Here is a 20,381-nt window from a genome sequence, read left to right as displayed (position 1 = left end):
AGGGAAGAATGAAGGCTGTCAAAGCCGGGTGGCTGCCTATGTTCGTCTTCAGGTGCAGTCGCAAAGCGCTGGATGGCCGTCCCTGATCGGACCATTCGCGCCTGGTCAAGGGAACGCCAGCATGCTGCAGATCACACCGCCATCCGAGCGCCAGGCGGCGCCCTTCGCCGCAGCACCGGCCAGAGTGGCCCAGCCGGTGCCGATGGCGCGCGACACCAGGCTGGACGTCTTCCGGGCGATCTGCCTGATCATGATCTTCATCAATCACGTTCCCGGCCAGTATCTGGAACACCTGACCTCGAAGAATTTCGGCTTCTCCGATTCGGCCGAGGCCTTCGTGCTGATCTCCGGTCTGTCGGCCGGTCTCGCCTATGGCCGGAAATTCGTGCCCGGCAAGCGCATCGCCACCGCCATCAAGATCTGGCGCCGCGCCTTTACCCTATATGTCGCGCATATCATGACCAGCATCATCACCCTGGCGATCTTTGCCGGGGGCGCGCTCTATTTCGGCCGGCAGGAGCTGGTCGGCGAGATCAACATTCGCCCGCTGGTCGATCATACCGAACAGGGCATTGTCGCCATGGTGCTGCTCGGCCACCAGCTCGGCTACAACAATATCCTCTCTATGTATGCGATCGTGCTCCTGGTGCTGCCGGGCATGCTGCTGCTGCGCAACATCTCCGCCGGCCTGCTGATGGCGGTCTCAGGTGCGCTCTGGCTGTCGGCCGGCCTGTTTCACATCGTGCCGGCCAATTTTCTGGATGAGGGCTACTGGTTCCTCAATCCCTTCTCCTGGCAGTTCCTGTTTGCCATCGGCATCGTCTGCATGATGCGCACAAAGCAGGGCCGACCGCTGCCGCGCCATCCGCTGCTGATCGGACTGGCGGGCGGCTATGTGCTGATCAGCCTGTTCTGGGTTGCTGGCTCGCTCTGGCACTACGACATGTCCTTCGGCCTGCCGGCCGTGCTGACCGGCTTCGACAAGACCTTCCTCTCCGCACCGCGCCTCCTGCATGTGCTGGCGGTTGGCTATCTCTGCGCCGTGATCCCCTCGATCAGCGGCTGGGCGCGCCTGCCGATGGACCATCCGCTGGTGCGCGTTGGCCGCCACTCGCTGCCGATCTTCATTCTTGGAACGATCCTCGCCATGCTCGGCCAGGTGCTGATGTTCGTGACGGGGCACGATCCGCTCTGGGGAACGCTCTTCGTCATGGCCGGCATCGCGCTGCATTTCGCCTATGCCCGCTATCTCGACTGGCTGAGCACGCTGACCAAACCTGCCGCACCTCTGGCGGCATAAGGTCGCTTGGCTGGGGCCGTGCGCTTCTGGGCTGCTCGCAAGCCGGGGGCGGCGGCGAAGAGATGCCTGATGGCGCGGAAGGCGCACACACAGACCGATCCACAGAAGTCGGCTCTTCCCGGCGGGTTTTCGGCAACAAAAAAGCGCAGCTTTCGCCGCGCTCGTGTTCCGTTCCAGACTGGTTCGCCCCTAGGATTGTCTCCCATGAGGCTGTCTCGCATGCCGCCGGATGACTGTAGGCACCGGCAGGCCAGGGGCGCGACTTTGTGACTTAAAGCCCGTCGCGATCCTTTGGATGCGCTGCCCGAGCCTCAGTCACGTGTCATGCTGCATGTCGTGATCGCAATAGCTGTGACCACGTTTGCAGGACATGCGTTAGCGGCGGCCGACCGAGTTGAATGCGGCCGGGTCGATGCCGAGCGTGCCGAGATCCTGGGCGCGGGGGCGGCGACCGCTTTCGACGGCTGCAGCAGCGGCCGATGCTGCGCCGAACACAGCGATGGCGCGGCCAAGGAAACCTGCCTTGCGTGCATTGTTCGGGGTGGTCATCGTCTTTCTCCTGATCTGTCGTTTACAGGGACAATATGGGCGTCCCGGCGCGTTGTCACAATGAACAAGGGCACAGTGCTGCCATGCAGTCAGGGCAGGGCCGCCGTAAGCGAAAAGAGACGAATGGATGCCGTGCGCGTCGGCTTGCCGAAGCGCTGGGGCGGTCGCGCATAAGTTTTGGACAGGAGAGGGGGGCCGTCCCGCGCTGGACCGCGTGCCGTGGCACGGAACCTATGGCGTGTCGTGGGAGGCAGGAAGGCGGGGGAGGGCTGCCGACGCGGGCGCCGGACAGGATTGTCCGGCCTATGCGTCAGGAAAAGGCTTCAGTGTCTTCGGGCATCCGCCCTGGGGCGGGGTGCGCCTGGTGCTCAGTGCAGGGTGCCGCTGGCGTCTCTCAGCACGTCGAATGCCTCGTCGAGGGCAGCGACCAGAAGGTCGGTCAGAGCGTCGCCATTGTCATTGGCAAGAAAAAGCGCGATCGCCTCTTCGCTTGGCTCGCTCGAGATATGATTTTCGTTCGACATCCTGTCGTCTCCTTGAGGTCGAATCATTCGACGCCGAGCCAGAACTAGACAGAGAGGCTTGTGCTGGGCTTGTGCGCCCGGCGCAGATGAGCCGAACGCGGTGGGCAGCCCATGGCGACCTGCTGTCGAGGCGGCCGCAGAACTGACTGCTTCGCCGGTGCCCGTCAAGACGGCCGTGCCAACAAACTTAAGCTCCCCCGTCGGAATATGATGCGAAAACATGAGCCTACCGCTGCTGCGCTTTCCGCCCCGCCTGGCTGTGCTATAGAGCCAGTGTGATGCTGCGGAGACAAGATGACACGAATGGCCAGGAAGACGAAGAGCGCAGATCGCTTGAGCGCGCCGATGCCGCCCGGGGCCGGTGAGGGAACCCAACCCGCCGCCACGACGGGCGAACCGGCCGCGTCCGAGGGCGCCGCAGCAGCGCGCGTCCCGGATCCGCAAGCCATGGCCGAGGGCGCGCGCCGCCTGCGCAAGGCGTGGACCAAGGCGGATGAGGCCGCGCGCGGGCAGTTTCTCACCTGGCTGTCGAAGAAGGGGTATCTGCCCGAAGCGGCCTCGGCGCCGCCGATCGCCTCCGGCCGCTATCTGCTGCCGGCCACTGTCGAGCGCATCGCCCTGAAGATGACACAGGAGAAACTGTCGCCCGCCGCGCTTGCGCGTCACCTCGGCTTTTCTACGGAAGGACCGGCGCTCGAGCGCGCGCTGCGCCATGGCGCCGCCCTGCGGCTGGCCCTGGTGGCCGCGCTCTCGGCCTGGCTTGTCCAGCCGGCGCAGGGTGAGGCGGATCCGACAGAGCAGGCCTGATTGCATCGCACCAGAGCATCGGCCCGAACCGGGTTTCGCCTTCTGGCCCGATCTTTCGACAGGGCAAGCATGGCGCTGCTCCGCTCGCGTTCCTGCCGGCCCTTGCCTGATCAATGCGGTGCCGGCGTGGCGCCATCTTGTTTGCCGGCTTTTCCTGCCTAATTGCTGTCGAGGTCGTTCTCGACGGTCCCGGCCGCAAGGCAGGACGGCACTGCACGGCTTGCGCCCTGTCTGGCGATCTCGAACAGATGCCAAGTACTGTGGACGTCGAAAATGCACCCTGGCACCGGCACGATGCGCTTGCGGCATCCATCAATCGCCGCAGTTTTAGCCGATTGACATGTGAGTCGGGAACGAAATGCCCGGCTTCATCATTTCTGTCCCGATTGTTGAAAGAGGACACCATGCGTAAAAAGCTTACCACCGTTCTGGCTCTGGCCGGCGCCCTCGTCGGCGCAAATGCCGTTTCCGCTGCCGATATGATCGAGGCCGCTCCGACCTATCAGGATACGGACAGCCGCGATGGCGTGAAGATCGGCATGCTGAGCTGCAATGTCGGCGGCGGCGTGGGCTATGTGATCGGCTCGGCCAAGTCCGTCGATTGCGTCTTCACCTCCACGCGCGGCACCACCGATCGCTATACCGGCACGATCCGCAAGATGGGCGTCGATCTCGGCTTTACCACACAGGGCCGGATCGTCTGGGCGGTCTTCGCACCGACCGCCGGCTATCACCGCGGCTCGCTCGGCGGTCTCTATCAGGGCGCAACCGCCGAGGTCACGGTGTTTGCCGGCGTCGGCGCCAATGTGCTGGTCGGCGGAACCGCCGGGTCGATCCAGCTGCAGACCGTCAGCATCGGCGGCCAGCTGGGCCTGAACCTCGCCGCAACCGGCACCTCGGTCACGCTGACGCCGGCTGGCTGAGGCGGGATGGTCAGGAACGGGCATGAGGCCTTGGGTCTCGTGCCCGTTCGTCTTTTTGCCTCGACGTCCTCGGCGATCTGTCCCTTTCGCGCGAATTGATGACAAGATCGGTACGCTTGACGACGATCTGTCGCCAAAAGTTAATTTTGCCTTCTGGCGGATCTGGACCGGGCAGGCGGGCTAACCTATCTCTCGCCCCGGCGATTAGGGGCGCATTGAATGAACAGCCGCTCCGCTGGGAGCATTATATTTGATGAAGGCGATTTCCGAAGGCCGGTTCGATCCCTGGCTTCACGCTGTTCTGGTGGTCATGGTCGCGTTTGCGTTCCTGGCCGATATTCTTCTTCCGCTCGGAACCGCGAACTGGCTGGTCTATGTCCTGGCCATCGCCCTTTCATCCCTGACCTCGCGTGCCTCGACGCCCCTGATCCTGGCGGCCGTTTCCACGGTTCTGATCGTCATAGGCCTGTTCCTGGCGCCGGATGGCGTATCTGTGCAACTTGCCCAGCTCAACCGTAGCCTCTGCATCATCATTTGCTGGATCATCGCCGCGAGCGGCTATTCTTTTATTCGCAACAAGGTGGAGGTGCGCCAGCAGGAATGGGTGCGCCAGGGACAGGTCGCCATGGCCGCCCGTGTGTCGGGCGAGCAATCGGTGGAGCAGCTTTCCGACAATATGCTGACCTTCCTGGTAGATTATCTCGGAGCCCAGGGCGCCGCGATCTTCGTTAACCGCGAGGGACGCTTTGCCCGCCTCGGCGCCTTTGGCCTGCCCTCGGATGCACCGGTGCCGGCGGAGATCCTGCCCGGCGACGGGCTGATCGGCCAGGTCGCGCGTGACGGTCGGCTGATCGATCTCAGCGACGTTCCTGAAAACTACCTCTATATCGGCTCGGCGCTTGGGCGCAGTCTGCCGCGCCGGCTGATGATCGCGCCGGTCGCCGCGGACGGCACCGTCCATGCGGTGATCGAGCTCGGCTTTCTCAAGCCGATCGACCGGCCGGTGGAGGAGCTTCTCGGCCGGCTGTCCGACAAGATGGCCGTTGCCATCCGCTCGGCCGAATATCGCGGCATGCTGCGCCGGCTCCTGGAAGAGACGCGCCAGCAGGCCGACGAGCTGCGCGCCCAGAGCGACGAGCTGCGCGCGGCCAATGACGAGCTGGAGGCCCAGAGCCGCAGCCTGCAGGAAAGCCAGCAGCGTCTGGAACATCAGCAGGCCGAGCTTGAGCAGAACAATGCCGAGCTGGAGGCACAGACCCACGAGCTGATGACCCAGCGCGACGAGCTGACGCGCGCCCGCTCCGAGCTGGAGCGTCAGGCGCGCGATCTCGAGCAGGGCAGCCGCTACAAGTCTGAATTCCTGTCCAACATGTCGCATGAGCTGCGCACGCCGCTCAATTCGCTGCTGATCCTTGCCCAGCTGCTCGCCGAAAACAAATCCGGCAATCTGACCGAGGAGCAGGTGAAGTTCGCCCGCACCATCGGCGCGGCCGGCAATGATCTCCTGGTGCTGATCAACGACATTCTCGATATTTCCAAGATCGAGGCCGGCCAGGTCGAGCTGCAGATGCAGCCGGTCGCCATTTCGACCCTGCTCGACAAGCTGCGGCGGACTTTCGAGCCCTCGGCGGTGCAGAAGGGGCTGGATCTGCAGCTCCTCGCCAATTCCACAGTACCGCCGACGATCGTCACCGATCCGCAGCGGCTGGAGCAGGTGCTGAAGAACTTCCTCTCCAACGCGCTGAAATTCACGCATAAGGGCGAAGTCTCGCTGACGGTGGCGCGCGAGAACGACGCCTTGTCCTTCAGCGTGCGCGACAGCGGCATCGGCATTTCGGCCGACAATCTCAAGGCGATCTTCGAACCTTTCCGCCAAGCCGATGGCACGATCAGCCGCAAATATGGCGGCACCGGCCTCGGCCTGTCGATCTCGCGCGAGCTTGGCACCCTGCTGGGCGGCCGTATCGCCGTGTCGAGCGCGGAAGGCCAGGGCTCCACCTTCACGCTGACGCTGCCGATCGATGCCGATCTCGGCCTGTCCGAGCCTGTGCAAGGCGCGTCCGTCAGCCGCGGCGAAATCGCGCCGGTGCTTGCGGTCGGCCCGCATTCCTCGGAGAGAACGCCGCCGATTCAGCCTTTGGCACAGCCGCCTTTGTTACAAACGCCGCCGGCGCACCGGCCCGTGCCGATCCGCGACGACCGGGCAATGCTGCGCGCCGGCGAACGCGTGCTTCTGGCGGTGGAGGACGATCCGGCCTTCGCCGAGATTCTCTACGACCTCGCCCATGATCTCGGCTTCCAGTGCATCGTCGCCGGCACGGCGGATGACGGGGTGATCATGGCCCGGCAATATCTGCCGCATGCCATCGTTCTCGATATCGGCCTGCCCGATCACACCGGCCTGTTCGTGCTGGACCGGCTGAAGCACGATCTGCGCACCCGCCATATCCCGGTCCATGTCGTGTCCGGCGCGGACTATACGTTGAAAGCCCGCGCGCTGGGGGCTGCCGGCTATACGCTCAAGCCGGTCAAGCGCGATGAACTGGCCCTGACGCTCGAAGGCATCGAAAACAATCTGCAGGAGCCGGTGCGCCGGGTGCTTGTGGTCGAGGACGATGCGACCCAGCTGGAAAGCGTGCAGCTTCTCCTGGGCTCGCGCAGTGTCACCACGGTCGGTGTGAAGACGGCGGCCGAGTGCATCGACATGCTGACGCGCGAAAGCTTCGACTGCATGGTGCTGGATCTCACCCTGCCGGATGCCTCGGGCCTGGATGTGCTCGACCATCTCAAGGAAAACGGCACGCTCTCCTTCCCGCCTGTCATCGTGTATACCGGCCGCGACCTGTCGGCCGATGACGAGCTCCGGCTGCGCCGCTATGCCAAGTCGATCATCATCAAGGGGGCGAAGTCGCCGGAGCGGCTCCTCGACGAGGTGACCCTGTTCCTGCATCAGGTCGTCTCCGCCCTTCCCGACCGCCAGCAGGAGATGCTGGCCAAGTCGCTCAACCGCGACGAGACGGTGGAGGGCCGCAACATTCTGGTGGTCGAGGACGATGTACGCAATGTCTATGCGCTGACCAGCATCTTCGAGACCCATGGCGCCAGCGTCACCATTGCCCGCAATGGCCTGGAGGCCCTGAAGGCGATCGAGACGGGGCTGGAGCAGAAGGGTGCCGTGCCCTTCGATCTCGTGCTGATGGATGTGATGATGCCGGAAATGGACGGCCTGACCGCCACGCGCGAGATCCGCAGCCGCTTCCGGCTGAATCATCTGCCGATCATCATGCTGACAGCCAAGGCCATGCCGCAGGATCAGGCGCAATGCCTGGCCGCGGGCGCCAATGATTACGTCACCAAGCCGCTGGATGTCGACAAGCTGCTCTCGCTGGTGCGGGTGTGGATGGCGCGATGAGCGAAGACTTGATGATCGAAAAGCTGGCCAAGACCCGGGAGATCGAGCTGAGCCTGCTCCTCGAAGCGATCTACCGCGCCAGCCATTATGATTTTCGCGGCTATTCCCAGGCGTCGATAATCCGGCGTATGGATCAGGCCTGCCAGCATTTCGGCTGTTCGAGCCTGTCCATGCTCCAGCATCTCGTGCTGCATCAGCCGGGCGTGATGACCAGGCTCCTGGATTTCCTGACCGTGCAGGTCAGCGAGCTGTTTCGCGATCCCGGTTATTACCGCCGCCTGCGCGAGGAGGTGCTGCCGCATCTGAGAACCTATCCCTCGCTGAAGGTGTGGATTGCCGGCTGCAGCGAGGGCGAGGAGCTTTATTCCATGGCCATCCTTTTCCGCGAGGAAGGGCTGGCCAGCCGCACCATCTTCTATGCCACGGATATCAACCCCGAGGCGCTGCGCAAGGCCGAGGCGGGCATCTATGCGCTCGACCGCATGGCGCTCTTCACCGACAATCATCGTGCATCGGGCGGCCGCTCCTCGCTGTCGGATTATTACACGGCCGCCTATGGCGCCGCCGTCTTCGACAAGACGCTGCGGGCGCAGACCGTGTTTTCCGAGCACAATCTGGTGGCCGATCAGGTCTTTGCCGAGGTGCACCTGGTTTCCTGCCGTAATGTTCTGATCTATTTCGACCGCGCCCTGCAGGATCGCGCCATCGGCCTGTTCGACGAATCGCTGGTGCGTGGTGGCTTTCTCGGGCTGGGACTGCAGGAAACCCTGGCTTTTTCGCGCCACAACGACAATTTCAATGAGTTTGCCGGGCGCGAGAAGATCTATCGCAAGCGACTGGCGCCGCGTGACGACGAGGGACGCCACCATGTCGCCTAGGCCGATCACCTTTCTGATTGTCGACGATCTCGAGGAGAACCTGACGGCGCTCGAGGCCTTGCTGCGTCGTGACGGGCTGACGGTGCTCAAGGCCCGGTCCGGCGCCGAGGCGCTTGAACTTCTTCTGGTGCATGAGGTGGCGCTGGCGCTGCTCGACGTGCAGATGCCCGAGATGAACGGTTTTGAACTGGCGGAGCTGATGCGCGGGCTCGAGCGCACGCGCGCCATTCCCATCATCTTCGTCACCGCGCTGCCCAGCGACGAGAGCCGGCGCTTCCGTGGCTATGAAACCGGCGCGGTCGATTATCTGCAGAAGCCGATCGACTCGGGCATTCTCAAGAGCAAGGTCGGCGTGTTCTTCGATCTTGCCCGCCAGCGCCAGGCGCTCGCCGAAAACAGCGAGCAGCTTGCCCGGGCGCTCGCGCAGCTGAGAGCCCATACCAACAATTCGCCGCTCGCCTTCGTCGATTTCGACCGCGAACTGACGGTCACCTCCTGGTCGCAAGGGGCCGAGCGGCTTCTCGGCTGGACGGCGCGCGAGGTGGTCGGCCGCTCTTTCGGCCAGATCGGCTGGATGGACGATGAGGAGGCCGGGCATTTTGCGAAAGAGGCCGGGCGGCTGATGCGGGAAGCCGGCGATGGCCGCGCCGTCTGCGAGATCAGGCTGTCGCATCGCGATGGTTCGGATCGGATCACGGAGTGCTATCTGTCCGCGCTGGGGCAGGGGGGAAGCCAGGAATGGGCGCGCCTGTCGCTCAGTGTGCAGATCCTCGACATTACCGAGCGGCGGCGGGCGGAAGAGACCCAGCGGCTTCTGATGGGCGAGCTCAATCACCGGGTCAAGAACACGCTTGCCACCGTCCAGGCGATCGCCAGCCATACGCTGCGCCATGTCGCCGATCCCCAGGACTTCGCCGTGACCTTTTCCGGGCGCATCCAGTCGCTCTCCAAGGCGCATGCGCTTCTCAGCGCCACGAGCTGGAGCGGAGCGAGCCTGGAGGAGCTTCTGCGCGAGCAGCTCAGCCTCGGCTCGCTCGACCCCACGCGTTTCCTGGCAGAAGGGCCGGCAATCCAGCTCAAGCCGCAGCAGGCATTGCATCTGGCCATGATCCTGCATGAGCTGGCGACCAATGCCGGCAAATATGGCGCCCATTCCGTGCCCGAGGGGCAGATCACCTTGGGTTGGACCCTGGCGGACGAGCGACTGGATCTCGTCTGGCGGGAGCGGGGCGGCCCGGCGATGGCAGAGGTCACCCGCAAGGGCTTCGGCACGCGGCTGATCCAGCAGAGTGCGCGCGCGGAGGGCGGCGATGCCGAGATGCAGCGCGACGAGACCGGGCTGACCTGGCGCCTGCGCCTCATTCTCGGCCCGGCAGGCCCTCTTCCCGCGCCGGGAAGGCTGAGGGAGAGGCAGGAGCCTCCCGTATCGGCGGCGGAGACCACAGGTGCACCGGTCCAGGCTCAGCAGCAACAGCAGCCGCAGTCATCCTTGACGGTCTCAGGCTCGACGGTACCAGGTGTGGCGCCTGGCCCGGCGGGCGCGCAGGCATCGGCTGCTCCTGCTCCTGCTCTTGGCGCAGCCGATGCAGGTGCCGCACAGACATCCGTGCCGAAATCCACCCTCCAGCGCGCTGCCTCGCAGAGCGACGCGCCGGGCGGCAAGGGGCGGATCCTGATCATCGAGGACGAGCCGCTCGTGGCGCTCGATCTGGCGGAGCGGCTGGCGGAAGCCGGCTTCGATCTCGCCGGAAGCGCCAGCGACATGGCCTCGGCCATGGCGATCGCACGCGACTGCGTGGCCGATGCCGTCCTGCTCGATGGCAATTTGCGGGGGGAAGCGGTGGATGCGCTCGCCGCTATGCTGACCGGGCGCGGCATCCCCGTTCTGTTCGTCACGGGTTACACCCAGGAAAGCCTGCCGCAGGATTTCCGCCATCTGCCGATCCTGTCCAAGCCCTTCACCGACCGGCAGCTTCTCCAGGCGCTGGCCGCCGTCCTGCCCACGGGGGCGTGACGGGTAGCCAAGCCACGGCATGAAAAAGGCCGACGGATCGCTCCGCCGGCCTCTGCTGTCCGCTCCGTGGGTCGCTGCCTTTATGCCGAATGTCCGGCCGGCGCGTGTCCCGTCAGCGTTTCCCCGGCATGCTGCCGGTTGTAGCGGATCGACGACCAGAGCGAGACGCCGATCAGCGCCGCGCCGCCCAGCCCGGTGATGACTTCGGGAATGTGGAACAGCGTCTGCACATACATGATCACCGAGAGGATCAGGATGGCGTAGAAGGCGCCGTGCTCCAGATAGCGGTAATGGGCGAGCGTGCCCTTTTCCACCAGCATGATCGTCATCGAGCGCACATACATGGCGCCGATGCCGAGACCGATGGCGATGACGAAGAGGTTCTGCGTCAGCGCGAAGGCGCCGATGACGCCGTCGAAAGAGAAGCTGGCATCCAGCACTTCCAGATAGATGAAGGCACCGAGGCCGCCCTTCGCCGCCTCGCTCATGGTCTTTTGCGAGGCATCCAGCAGGCCGCCGATGACCTCGACGATCAGGAAGGTGACCAGACCATAGAGCGCGGAGTGCACGAACAGCGTCGCTTCCGCTCCCTCCAGAAGCCGCGAGAAGCCGAGGATCAGGATCAGCACGAAGGCAATCTCGATGCCCTTGATCGCCGCTGCGGCCGAAAGCCGGCGCTCCAGAAACGCGATCCAGTGTACGTCCTTGTCCGGATCGAAGAAGTAGCTGAGGCCTACCATCATCAGGAAGGTGCCGCCGAAGGCAGCGATCGGCAGATGCGCCTCGTTCATGATCCGGGCATATTCGTCCGGCCGCGCGGCCGCCAGAACAACGGCGTCGATCGGGCCGATGCCGGCGGCGATCACCACGATCAGCAGCGGGAAGACGATACGCATGCCGAAGACGGCGATGAGGATGCCCCAGGTCAGGAAGCGCTGCTGCCAGACCGGCGTCATATCCTTGAGCTTGTTGGCATTGACGATGGCATTATCGAAAGAGAGCGAGATTTCCAGCACGGCGAGCACGGTGCAGATGAAGAACACGGAGGCCATGCCGCCCACGGTGCCCGTGGTGTTCCAGCCGAGCCATGCGCCGAGCGCCAGGCCGATGGCGGTGACGATGAAGGACCATTTGAAATAGCCCAGCGTCGAGGTGTGCGAAGAAGGCTGGGTCATGCCGCCCTCCCGCAGAAGGTCAGGCCCGAAAGGATAGGGCCGCAACGGTCACGAAACAGGAAAATCCGGCACGGCAAAACGCCGCGCCGATCGGAGATCGGAAGTTGGGGTGTCATCTTGGATCAAGATTCCGCCGGCTGATTGCTGGCGGTACCGACATCACGAGAGCGCCGTAACTCTCGCCAGAGGGGCCCGGCACCAAGTTTATCGCTGCGCGCGGAGAATACGACGTTTAAGGCGGCAGCTATAGATGAGCAAATAGCAAGACGGGGTTGAAGGTCAAGTCCCAAACCTCCGATCGCGTCATAATCATGGCTGTTCCGTCGTGTTTTAGACATGTATGTGACCACACAAACTTTGATGCGACCATCGCTTTTGGCGACTGGATCGGCCCAAGCGAATCTGTCACCGCTCGCTGACGTCGTCAGGCCTTGAGAAAGCGGTTTCTCCAGCTCTCGCGCTCGCCAAGCCGCCGCGCCGGCCAGGTCTGCATGTCAGACCATCGCTGGCCATGGGCGGCAGAAGCCGGGCCGAAAGCCATTGCCGCGCGGGCTCACGCCGATAAGAGAAGAGAGTCCCAAGCGACGTCCGCCGTACGGATTTGCCGGAGCCCGTTCCGGTCGATGCTCTCGTGCAGCCGTCCAGAGCCGGAGCCCGTTCATGGCCGTGCAGACCGTCGCAATGCCGCAAGGTGTCTCCGCCGCCCGCGCTGGTGTCCTGTTCATGCTCGCGGGCATGCTGATGTTTTCGCTCAACGACGTGCTGGGCAAATGGATGGCGGCTAGCCACTCCGCCTTCCAGGTGATGACCGTGCGCAGCGTGGCGGCGCTCCTGGTGCTGGCGCCGTTCATGGTGAGGGCCGGCTGGCGCAGCCTCGTCCTCGTTCCGCAGCCGGGGCTGAACATGCTTCGGGCGCTGTTCTTCTCGGTCGATGCGCTCGCCTTCTATTATTGCGTCGCCTTCATGCCGCTGGCCGATGCCATGACCTATTGGCTGGCGGTGCCGATCTATGTCGCCGCCGCCTCGCCCCTGGTGCTCGGGGAGCGGGTCGGCTGGCGGCGCTGGATCGCCATTCTCATTGGCTTTTCCGGCGTGCTGATCGCGCTCAATCCCTCGAGCGCCTCCTTCTCCCTGCCTGCTCTGGTCGCGCTGGGCGGCAGCCTGGCCTATGGCGGTGCGGTGGTTTTGGGGCGGCGCTTGCGTGAGACGCCTGATCTCACGCTCGTCACCTGGCAGGTGGTGAGCGCGCTGCTTGCCGCAGGCCTCGGCCTGGCGCTGTTTCCCGAGGCCTGGAGCCCGCTGACGCCGGTCAGTCTCAGCCTGCTCGGCCTTTTGGGCATCGTCGCCCTTAGCGCCCATCTCCTGGTCAACCGCTCGCTGAAGCTTGCCGATGCGGCGATGGTCGTGCCGCTGCAGTATACTCTGCTGTTCTGGGCCATCCTCTTTGGCTGGCTGATCTTCGGCGACATTCCCGGCACCCATGCGCTCGTCGGTGCCGCGCTGATCGTGGTCTCCGGCCTGTTCATCTTCTTCCGGGAGCAGAAGACACGGCGCGCTGCCGCCGTGGCCGAGGTCGTCTAAGACCATCCGGCACGCGCCATTTTGCGTTGCAGGTTTGTTCATATTGCAGGACAGCAATGCATGGCTGCGAGGTCACGATCACGAAACCGTGATCAGCTACTGCCGTTTGCTTGCGCAGGTGCGCAGATTCCCCTAATGGCGGTCAATAAGCCATCTTCAGTGACGAAATGTCGCTGCGGTTCATACTGTCGCAGTCCCGGCCGCTGTGGTCGGGCATTTAACTGAAACATCAGATTTTTCGATTTTTCTCGCGGCGCGGTTGTTTCACCGCAAGCTCAGCGATCTCCTGAAAAAGGGCGAAAACGACATGGTCTCCAGCAAAGATACCGGGCGCGCATCGCCCTTGAACGCAGCATCCGATAGCCTGAAGATTAACCGGCGCCAGTTCGTCGGTTCCGCTGCGGCGGGCCTGGGCGCGGCGGCCCTGACCAGCGGTGCGGCCCGCGCCTCCGGCGCGACCGGCAAGGTCGACGTGCTGCTGATCGGCGGCGGCATCATGAGCGCGACGCTCGGCGTCTGGCTGCGCGAACTCGAGCCTTCCTGGTCCATCACCCTGCTCGAACGGCTGGACGGCGTGGCGCTGGAAAGCTCCAACGGCTGGAACAATGCCGGCACCGGCCATTCGGCGCTGGCCGAGCTGAACTACACGCCGGAAAAGGCCAATGGCGAGATCGACATCTCCAAGGCCGTCGAGATCAACGAGGCCTTCCAGATTTCCCGCCAGTTCTGGAGCTGGCAGGTGCGCAACGGGGTGCTGAAGAACCCGCGCTCCTTCATCAACCACACGCCGCATATGAGCTTCGTCTGGGGTGAAGAGAATATTGCCTATCTCGAAAAGCGCTATCAGGCGCTGAAGGCCAGCCCGCTCTTTGCCGGCATGGACTTCTCCACCGATCCCGACGCGATCGCCAAGTGGGTTCCCCTGATGATGGAAGGGCGCGATCCCTCCCAGAAGATCGCCGCGACCTGGACGCCGCTCGGCACCGACATGGAATTCGGCGAGATCACCCGCCAGTTCGTCGCCTCGCTGCAGAGCCAGCCGAAGTTCGACCTGAAGCTCAATGCGGAAGTCGATGACATCAGCCGCAATGCCGATGGCAGCTGGCGCGTGACGCATCGCAACACGAAGGACGGCCGCGAAGAGAGCATCGACGCGAACTTCCTGTTCATCGGTGCCGGCGGCGGCGCCATCCACCTGCTGCAGAAGTCCGGCATTCCGGAAGCCGATGATTACGCAGGCTTCCCCGTCGGCGGCTCCTTCCTGATCAACGAGAATCCCGACATCACCATGCGGCATCTCGCCAAGGCCTATGGCAAGGCTTCGGTCGGCTCGCCGCCCATGTCGGTGCCGCATCTGGACACGCGCGTGCTCGGCGGCAAGCGCGTCATCCTCTTCGGGCCCTTCGCCACCTTCTCGACCAAGTTCCTCAAGGAAGGCTCCTATTTCGACCTTCTGACCTCGACCACGACAAGCAATGCCTGGCCGATGATGAGCGTCGGCATCGACGAATATCCGCTGGTCGAATATCTCGCCGGCCAACTGATGATGTCGGACGAAGACCGCTATCAGGCCCTGCGGGAATATTTCCCCAATGCCAAGAAGGATGAATGGCGCCTGTGGCAGGCCGGCCAACGCGTGCAGATCATCAAGCGCGACAAGGACAAGGGCGGCGTGCTGAAGCTCGGCACCGAAATCGTCGCCGCCAAGGATGGCAGCATTGCGGCCCTGCTGGGCGCATCGCCGGGTGCCTCGACCGCCGCGCCGATCATGCTGAAGGTCCTGGAAAAGGTCTTTGCCGCGAAGGTGAAGACGCCGGAATGGCAGGCCAAGATCCGCCAGATCGTTCCCAGCTACGGCACGCAGCTCAACGACGATCCGTCCAAGGTTCAGGCGGAATGGGCCTATACCAGCGAGCATCTGCAGCTGCCAACGCCGCCGCAGATCACGCTTGCCGCCGTGACGCCCGCAAGCCAGCCAGTGGTGCAGACCGCTTCGGACGCCGCAAAGCCGGTTCATGACTTCGCGCCGTAATCGCAGCTCGGTTTAAGTAAGAGGCCCCGTTGGCAAACCTGCCGGCGGGGCCTTTTGCATGAGGTGCATTAAAGACGCTGAAAGGCGGCGTGCTTAATCCGCGCGCTCTTGCGAGACGTGCTTCGGCTTGCCCTTCTGCTTGGTCGAGGCCATGTCGCTGAGTTCGGTTTCGCTCATCGACTTGGCCATGGATTTCGAGGCGCCCTTGAGCGAGCGCATCGGCCGCTCGCCGCGTTTGGCCGACAAGGCGGCCCCGGCTGCCATCTGCTGTGCTTTCGATTTGGCAGGCATTGCTGGTCCTCCATCGCATCGATGCGATCCAACCCCGGCCGCGCGCCGATTGTTCCCCCAGATCGCCGGCTTTGTCCCCAAAGCGGCGCCTTCGCTTTTGGCGCCTGACCGCGCCCGTGGTACGTCCGGCCTTGCCTGGGCGCGCTATGCGCGGTGATCGGCCAAGCGCGCAGGGCTAAAATCCGGCTGCGACCTTCAGCGCGATGGCGCAGCCCATCTTCTTCCGCGGCGATGCTCCCCTATCTTCGCAGGTCAGGTGATTGAGATCGGGTTCGGCCTGCCGAACGTATGGGCGAAAAACCGGCCGCGCGGATGCCTTCCTTTCGACGCGGCGCCCTTCCTTTCGACACCGTTTTCGACCTGCCGTCCGGTCTTCTTAGCCGGCGTCATGATGCAAACCCGCTGATGTCCAGAAAGGACAAGCCGATGAAGAAAAGCCTGCTCACAGCCCTGGCCGCCCTGGTTCTTGCCAGCGCGCCCGCCTATGCCGATGTCGTCGTCTCCTCCAAGATCGACACCGAAGGCGGGGTTCTCGGCAACATCATTCTCCAGGCGCTGAAGTCCAGGGGCATCGCCGTCAGCGACAAGATCCAGCTCGGGGCGACGCCGATCGTGCGCGAGGCGCTGCTGCAGGGGCAGATCGACATCTATCCCGAATATACCGGCAATGCCGCCTTCTTCTTCAACGAGGCCGCGTCGCCGGTCTGGAAGGAGGCGCAGGCCGGCTATGAGAAGGCAAAGGAGCTGGACTATGCGGCCAACAAGATCGTCTGGCTGGAGCCGGCCTCGGCCAACAACACCTGGGCTATCGCGCTGAAGCAGGCGGTGGCCGATGGCGCCTCGCTGAAGACGCTCAGCGACTTTGGCAAATATGTTCAGGGCGGCGGCGCGGTGAAGCTCGTCGCGTCTTCCGAATTTATCACCTCTCCTTCCGCTTTGCCGGCCTTCCAGACGACCTATGGCTTCCAGCTGAAACCCGACCAGCTCATCACCCTCTCCGGCGGCGACACGGCGGCGACGATCGCGGCTGCCGCGCAGGGCACGTCCGGCGCCAATGCCGCAATGGTCTATGGCACGGATGGCGGCATTGGCGAGGCGGGCCTTGTCGTGATGGAGGATGACAAGGGCGTGCAGCCGGTCTATCGCCCCGCACCGATCATCCGCGAAGCCGTGCTGAAGGAGCATCCAGAGATCGCCGAGATCCTGAAGCCGATCTTTGAAAAGCTCGATCTCAAGACCCTTCAGGGCCTGAACGGGCGGGTGCAGGTCGGCGGCGAGCCGGCGGCGGCCGTCGCGGCCGACTTCCTCGCCAAGAACGGCCTGGCAAAGTGATGGCGGCTGCCCGGCTTCATCGAACGGCCATGGTGGCCGGGCAGCGCCCTGCCGCCTGTATCCCGCGCCTAGAGCATCGGACCGAAAAGTGGGAACCGGTTTTCGGAAAAATCCAATGCGAAAACAAAAACTTAGAGCATCGGACTGCGTGCGATTTTCAGTCTGATGCTCTAGCGGGATGGGGCGTCATGCTTGGACAAATGGACCGGAAGGACTGGGTCCAGGATGGCTGAGCCTGCCTTTGCCGCATCGCGACGCGCCTTGATCGACCCTTTGGGCGCGACGCTTGCCGCGATCGTGGCCATTGCATTCCTGTTCCAGCCGCTGATGCTTTTGCGGCCGAACCGCATCGCCCCGGCTCAAGGGGCCTTCGCCTGGGAGGCGCTGCCGGGCCTGCAGCCGATGGCCTGCGGGATCATAACCGCGCTCGTCGTCCTCATCCTGATTTCGCGGGCCGATGCGCGGCTGCGGCTTGCTGCGGCCGTTGCCGGGCTGGTCGGTCTCGGCCTGGCCGTCGGTTCCGGCGCCTCGCATCTCCTGCCGCCGGGCAGTGCCTATGCGCGCGTCGCGCCCGGCGCCGGTGCCTGGCTTGCTCTGTTCGCGCTGTCCCTGGCCACGGGCGATGCGCTGGTGCGCCTGCGGCTTTCGCCTTCAGGCCGGATCGCCGCGCTCGTGGTGGCGGCCGGGGTTCTGGCTGGCTTTCTTGCCTCCGGTCTCTGGAGCGATCTGTCGGTGCTGCGCGAATATGCCAGCCGTTCGGATGCCTTCCTGCGGGAGCTGTGGGTGCATGCCGGCCTCTCGGTGTTCTCGCTTCTGGCTGCCGTCGTGGTCGGCGTGCCGCTCGCCATGCTGCTGCGGCGCGTTGCGACCTTGCGTCGGGCCGCGCTGGCCGCGCTGAATGTGTTGCAGACCATTCCCTCCATGGCGCTGTTCGGGCTGCTCATCGCCCCGCTTGCTTGGATCGGCGCGCATGTGCCCGGCGCGGCAGCGCTCGGCATTGCCGGCATCGGCGTGGCGCCCGCCTTCATCGCGCTCTTCGCCTATTCGCTGCTGCCGATCGTCGGCTCGACGATTGCCGGCTTCGAGGCGGTTTCCGAGCGGACGCGCGAGGCGGCCGATGCCATGGGCATGACGGCCTGGCAGAAGCTTCTGCGCGTCGAGCTGCCGCTGGCGCTGCCCGTCATCCTCACCGGCGTGCGCATCGTCCTTGTGCAGAATATTGGCCTGTCCGTCATCGCCGGCCTTGTCGGCGGCGGCGGGCTCGGCGTGTTCGTGTTCCAGGGCATCAGCCAGACCGCCACCGATCTCGTCCTTCTCGGCGCCCTTCCGACCGTCGCCATGGCCTTTGCGGCCGGCATCGTCTTCGACGCCCTGATCGACCTCAGCCGCCGACAGGAGACCCGATGATAGACTTCGACAGCGTCAGCCGCCTCTATGGCGACAGGCCCGCCGTGGCGGATGTTTCCCTGCGGGTTGGGACAGGCGAGATCGCCGTGATCGTCGGCACCTCGGGCTCGGGTAAGACCACCCTTCTGCGCATGGTCAACCGGCTGGTGGAGCCCTCCTCAGGACGCATCCTGATCGGCGGGCGGGACAACCGCACCCTGCCGGCGCATGCGCTTCGCCGCGGCATCGGCTATGCCATTCAGGGCCATGGCCTGTTTCCCCATCGCACCGTGGCCGAGAACATTGCCACCGTGCCTTCGCTGCTCGGCTGGGATGCCAAGCGCATATCGGCCCGTGTGGACGAGCTCCTGTCGCTCTTCCACCTCGATCCCGCCCTGTTTCGCGACCGCATGCCGCATCAGCTCTCGGGCGGGCAGCAGCAGCGCATCGGCGTGGCACGTGCGCTGGCCGCCGAGCCGCCCGTGCTTCTGATGGACGAGCCCTTCGGCGCGCTCGATCCGATCATTCGCGAAAAGGCGCAGGAGGATCTCCTGGCGATCCAGAAGGCCTATGGCACGACGATCATTCTGGTGACCCATGATATGGACGAGGCCCTGCATCTCGGCACGCGCATCGGCGTGATGGATGCCGGGCGGCTGGTGCAATATGACGTGCCGCATGCGATCGTCGCGGCCCCCGCCACCGATTTCGTGCGCAGCCTGCTCGGCGCGGGCGACCGGGCTTTCCACCTCCTCTCCTTATCCACGGTGGAGGAGATGATCGAGAGTGGCGAGGCGCCGGGCGCGGCCATTCCGGCCGACATGTCGATGCGCGCCGCCTTGTCCGAAAGTCTCTGGTCGCGGCGCGAGGCCTTGCCGGTGGCGAAAGACGGCCGCGTGATCGGCCGTGTGACGCGGGCGGCACTGGAGCGCCGGGGAGCGGGGCCCCAGTGACGCCTGCAGCCCCTGTGACGCCCGCCCGTCTTCCGACCCTTCTGCTTCTGGTGTGCCTGATGGCCTTTCTGGCCATGCCGGAGGCTTTTTCAGGGCTTTTCGCGCCGCTGACCCGCAATGGCGCGGCGCCGATCTACACCCAGGCCCCTCTGCTCTTCCTGACGCTGAACCATCTGGCGCTGGTAGCGGCGGGAACGCTTGCAGCCACGATCGCGGCTGTCGGCCTGGCGATCGCGACCACGCGGCTGGCGGGTCTCTCCTTCCTGCCGCTGGCCCGGGCGGTCGCCAATATTGGCCAGACCTTCCCGCCCGTTGCGGTTCTGGCGCTCACCGTGCCGATCTTCGGCTTCGGCCCGGTGCCGACGCTGGTCGCCCTGTTCCTCTATGGTCTCCTGCCGATCTTCGAGACGACGCTGACCGGGCTGACGGAACTGGCCCCCGAAGCACGGGAGGCGGCCACGGCCTGCGGTATGACCGAGACCCAGCGGCTGATGAAAGTGGAACTGCCGCTGGCCCTGCCGCTGATCCTCTCCGGCATCCGCCTTTCGGCCGTCATCGCCCTGGCAACCGCCACGATCGGCTCGACGGTGGCCGCCTCCACGCTCGGCGAGGTGATCATCTCCGGCCTGCTGACGGGCAACACCGCCTTCGTGCTGCAGGGTGGCCTGGTCGTTGCGGCGCTGGCCATTCTGCTGAACGAGGGTTTCATGCTGCTCGAAGCCATCGCCGCGCGGCGCGCCGGCCGTCCGTCCGCCAAGGGCTGAGGATCGCGCTCGCGGCCGACACCGCTGCCGACGGTGGGCTGGTCGTATCGGCCTGCGAAAACGCATGTCCCGCCTCGCCATATCAGATGATTGGCGCTACGGGAGGGACATGAACATCAGGAGGCCATCCGCTTGAGCAAGGACTGGAACAAGCCCGTTTCCCTGGCGCTGGGCGAGCCCGGCACCGTCACCACCATCCGAAACATCCAGGAAGCCTCCTGGGCGCTGATCGAGGACTGGCCCCTGGAAGAGGGCAAGGCGCTGGACAGTGCGCTGCAGACGCTGGAGGCCGCGATGAAGGGCAAGGCATCAGCGGAAGCCGCACGGCTCGCCTTCATCGCCGCGGCGCATGAGGCCGGCATCGAGATCCGGGAGTAAGGCCCGATCGCGCTGAGAAGCCTGCTCGCCGTTTGATCGGGGCCTTCGACGCGGGATTGCGCTGGTTGCGGTCCCGGGCCAA

Annotated in this window: 17 protein-coding genes; 13 read left to right on the top strand and 4 right to left on the bottom strand. The window is 64.7% G+C overall.

Annotated features, from left to right (window positions below; genetic code table 11):
• Window positions 1-202: 202 nt before the first annotated feature.
• On the top strand, window positions 203-1,300 hold the full coding sequence (locus tag BJF92_RS16845) for an OpgC family protein (RefSeq protein WP_075636015.1): 1,098 nt from the start codon (window positions 203-205) through the stop codon (window positions 1,298-1,300).
• A gap of 375 nt (window positions 1,301-1,675) precedes the next feature.
• Here BJF92_RS16845 and BJF92_RS25820 read toward each other — a convergent pair whose 3' ends face one another.
• Window positions 1,676-1,849 (bottom strand): hypothetical protein, encoded by a 174-nt coding sequence (locus tag BJF92_RS25820; RefSeq protein WP_176218664.1) that lies wholly within the window; start codon window positions 1,847-1,849, stop codon window positions 1,676-1,678.
• A 368-nt stretch (window positions 1,850-2,217) separates the two neighbouring features.
• Window positions 2,218-2,373: a hypothetical protein gene (locus tag BJF92_RS25815; protein WP_176218663.1), complete on the bottom strand. Its 156-nt coding sequence runs from the start codon at window positions 2,371-2,373 to the stop codon at window positions 2,218-2,220.
• 303 nt (window positions 2,374-2,676) lie between these two features.
• Here BJF92_RS25815 and BJF92_RS16840 point away from each other — a divergent pair, with 303 nt between their 5' ends.
• From BJF92_RS16840 to BJF92_RS16820, 5 genes are all read left to right on the top strand, one after another.
• Complete coding sequence (locus BJF92_RS16840) at window positions 2,677-3,180, top strand: hypothetical protein (protein ID WP_075635914.1); 504 nt, start codon at window positions 2,677-2,679, stop codon at window positions 3,178-3,180.
• Between the two features lie 404 nt (window positions 3,181-3,584).
• Window positions 3,585-4,103 carry a DUF992 domain-containing protein gene (locus tag BJF92_RS16835; RefSeq protein ID WP_075635913.1) on the top strand — a complete coding sequence of 173 codons (519 nt, stop codon included), beginning with the start codon at window positions 3,585-3,587 and terminating at the stop codon, window positions 4,101-4,103.
• A gap of 253 nt (window positions 4,104-4,356) precedes the next feature.
• Window positions 4,357-7,515 (top strand): response regulator, encoded by a 3,159-nt coding sequence (locus BJF92_RS16830; RefSeq protein WP_075635912.1) that lies wholly within the window; start codon window positions 4,357-4,359, stop codon window positions 7,513-7,515.
• Window positions 7,512-8,393 carry a CheR family methyltransferase gene (locus BJF92_RS16825; protein WP_075635911.1) on the top strand — a complete coding sequence of 294 codons (882 nt, stop codon included), beginning with the start codon at window positions 7,512-7,514 and terminating at the stop codon, window positions 8,391-8,393. Before BJF92_RS16830 ends, BJF92_RS16825 begins: the two co-directional genes overlap by 4 nt.
• Window positions 8,383-10,407, top strand: coding sequence for a response regulator (locus BJF92_RS16820; protein WP_075635910.1), 2,025 nt, complete (start codon window positions 8,383-8,385; stop codon window positions 10,405-10,407). Before BJF92_RS16825 ends, BJF92_RS16820 begins: the two co-directional genes overlap by 11 nt.
• Window positions 10,408-10,487: 80 nt before the next feature.
• Here BJF92_RS16820 and BJF92_RS16815 read toward each other — a convergent pair whose 3' ends face one another.
• A complete protein-coding gene (locus BJF92_RS16815) occupies window positions 10,488-11,582 on the bottom strand; it encodes a DUF475 domain-containing protein (protein ID WP_075636014.1) in 1,095 nt (364 codons plus the stop codon).
• A 660-nt stretch (window positions 11,583-12,242) separates the two neighbouring features.
• Between BJF92_RS16815 and BJF92_RS16810 the strand changes: the two genes are divergently transcribed.
• Window positions 12,243-13,163 carry a DMT family transporter gene (locus BJF92_RS16810; protein WP_075635909.1) on the top strand — a complete coding sequence of 307 codons (921 nt, stop codon included), beginning with the start codon at window positions 12,243-12,245 and terminating at the stop codon, window positions 13,161-13,163.
• 307 nt (window positions 13,164-13,470) lie between these two features.
• On the top strand, window positions 13,471-15,195 hold the full coding sequence (gene mqo / locus BJF92_RS16805) for a malate dehydrogenase (quinone) (protein ID WP_075636013.1): 1,725 nt from the start codon (window positions 13,471-13,473) through the stop codon (window positions 15,193-15,195).
• Between the two features lie 93 nt (window positions 15,196-15,288).
• Here mqo and BJF92_RS16800 read toward each other — a convergent pair whose 3' ends face one another.
• Complete coding sequence (locus BJF92_RS16800) at window positions 15,289-15,486, bottom strand: DUF3008 family protein (protein WP_075635908.1); 198 nt, start codon at window positions 15,484-15,486, stop codon at window positions 15,289-15,291.
• Window positions 15,487-15,912: 426 nt separating this feature from the next.
• Here BJF92_RS16800 and osmF point away from each other — a divergent pair, with 426 nt between their 5' ends.
• The 5 genes from osmF (at window position 15,913) to BJF92_RS16775 (ending at window position 20,299) form a co-directional block, all read left to right on the top strand.
• Complete coding sequence (gene osmF, locus BJF92_RS16795; protein ID WP_075636012.1) at window positions 15,913-16,818, top strand: glycine betaine ABC transporter substrate-binding protein OsmF; 906 nt, start codon at window positions 15,913-15,915, stop codon at window positions 16,816-16,818.
• A gap of 225 nt (window positions 16,819-17,043) precedes the next feature.
• Window positions 17,044-18,225: an ABC transporter permease gene (locus BJF92_RS16790; protein ID WP_075635907.1), complete on the top strand. Its 1,182-nt coding sequence runs from the start codon at window positions 17,044-17,046 to the stop codon at window positions 18,223-18,225.
• Entirely contained in the window at window positions 18,222-19,157 is a 936-nt protein-coding gene (locus BJF92_RS16785) for an ABC transporter ATP-binding protein (RefSeq protein ID WP_075635906.1), read from the top strand. Before BJF92_RS16790 ends, BJF92_RS16785 begins: the two co-directional genes overlap by 4 nt.
• 59 nt (window positions 19,158-19,216) lie before the next feature.
• On the top strand, window positions 19,217-19,921 hold the full coding sequence (locus BJF92_RS16780) for an ABC transporter permease (protein ID WP_075636011.1): 705 nt from the start codon (window positions 19,217-19,219) through the stop codon (window positions 19,919-19,921).
• A 132-nt stretch (window positions 19,922-20,053) separates the two neighbouring features.
• Entirely contained in the window at window positions 20,054-20,299 is a 246-nt protein-coding gene (locus BJF92_RS16775; RefSeq protein WP_075635905.1) for a DUF982 domain-containing protein, read from the top strand.
• Window positions 20,300-20,381: the final 82 nt, after the last annotated feature.

It is taken from the genome of Xaviernesmea rhizosphaerae (assembly GCF_001938945.1).
GTDB classification, from domain to species: domain Bacteria; phylum Pseudomonadota; class Alphaproteobacteria; order Rhizobiales; family Rhizobiaceae; genus Xaviernesmea; species Xaviernesmea rhizosphaerae.
This window is presented reverse-complemented; position numbering and strand designations above follow the sequence as displayed.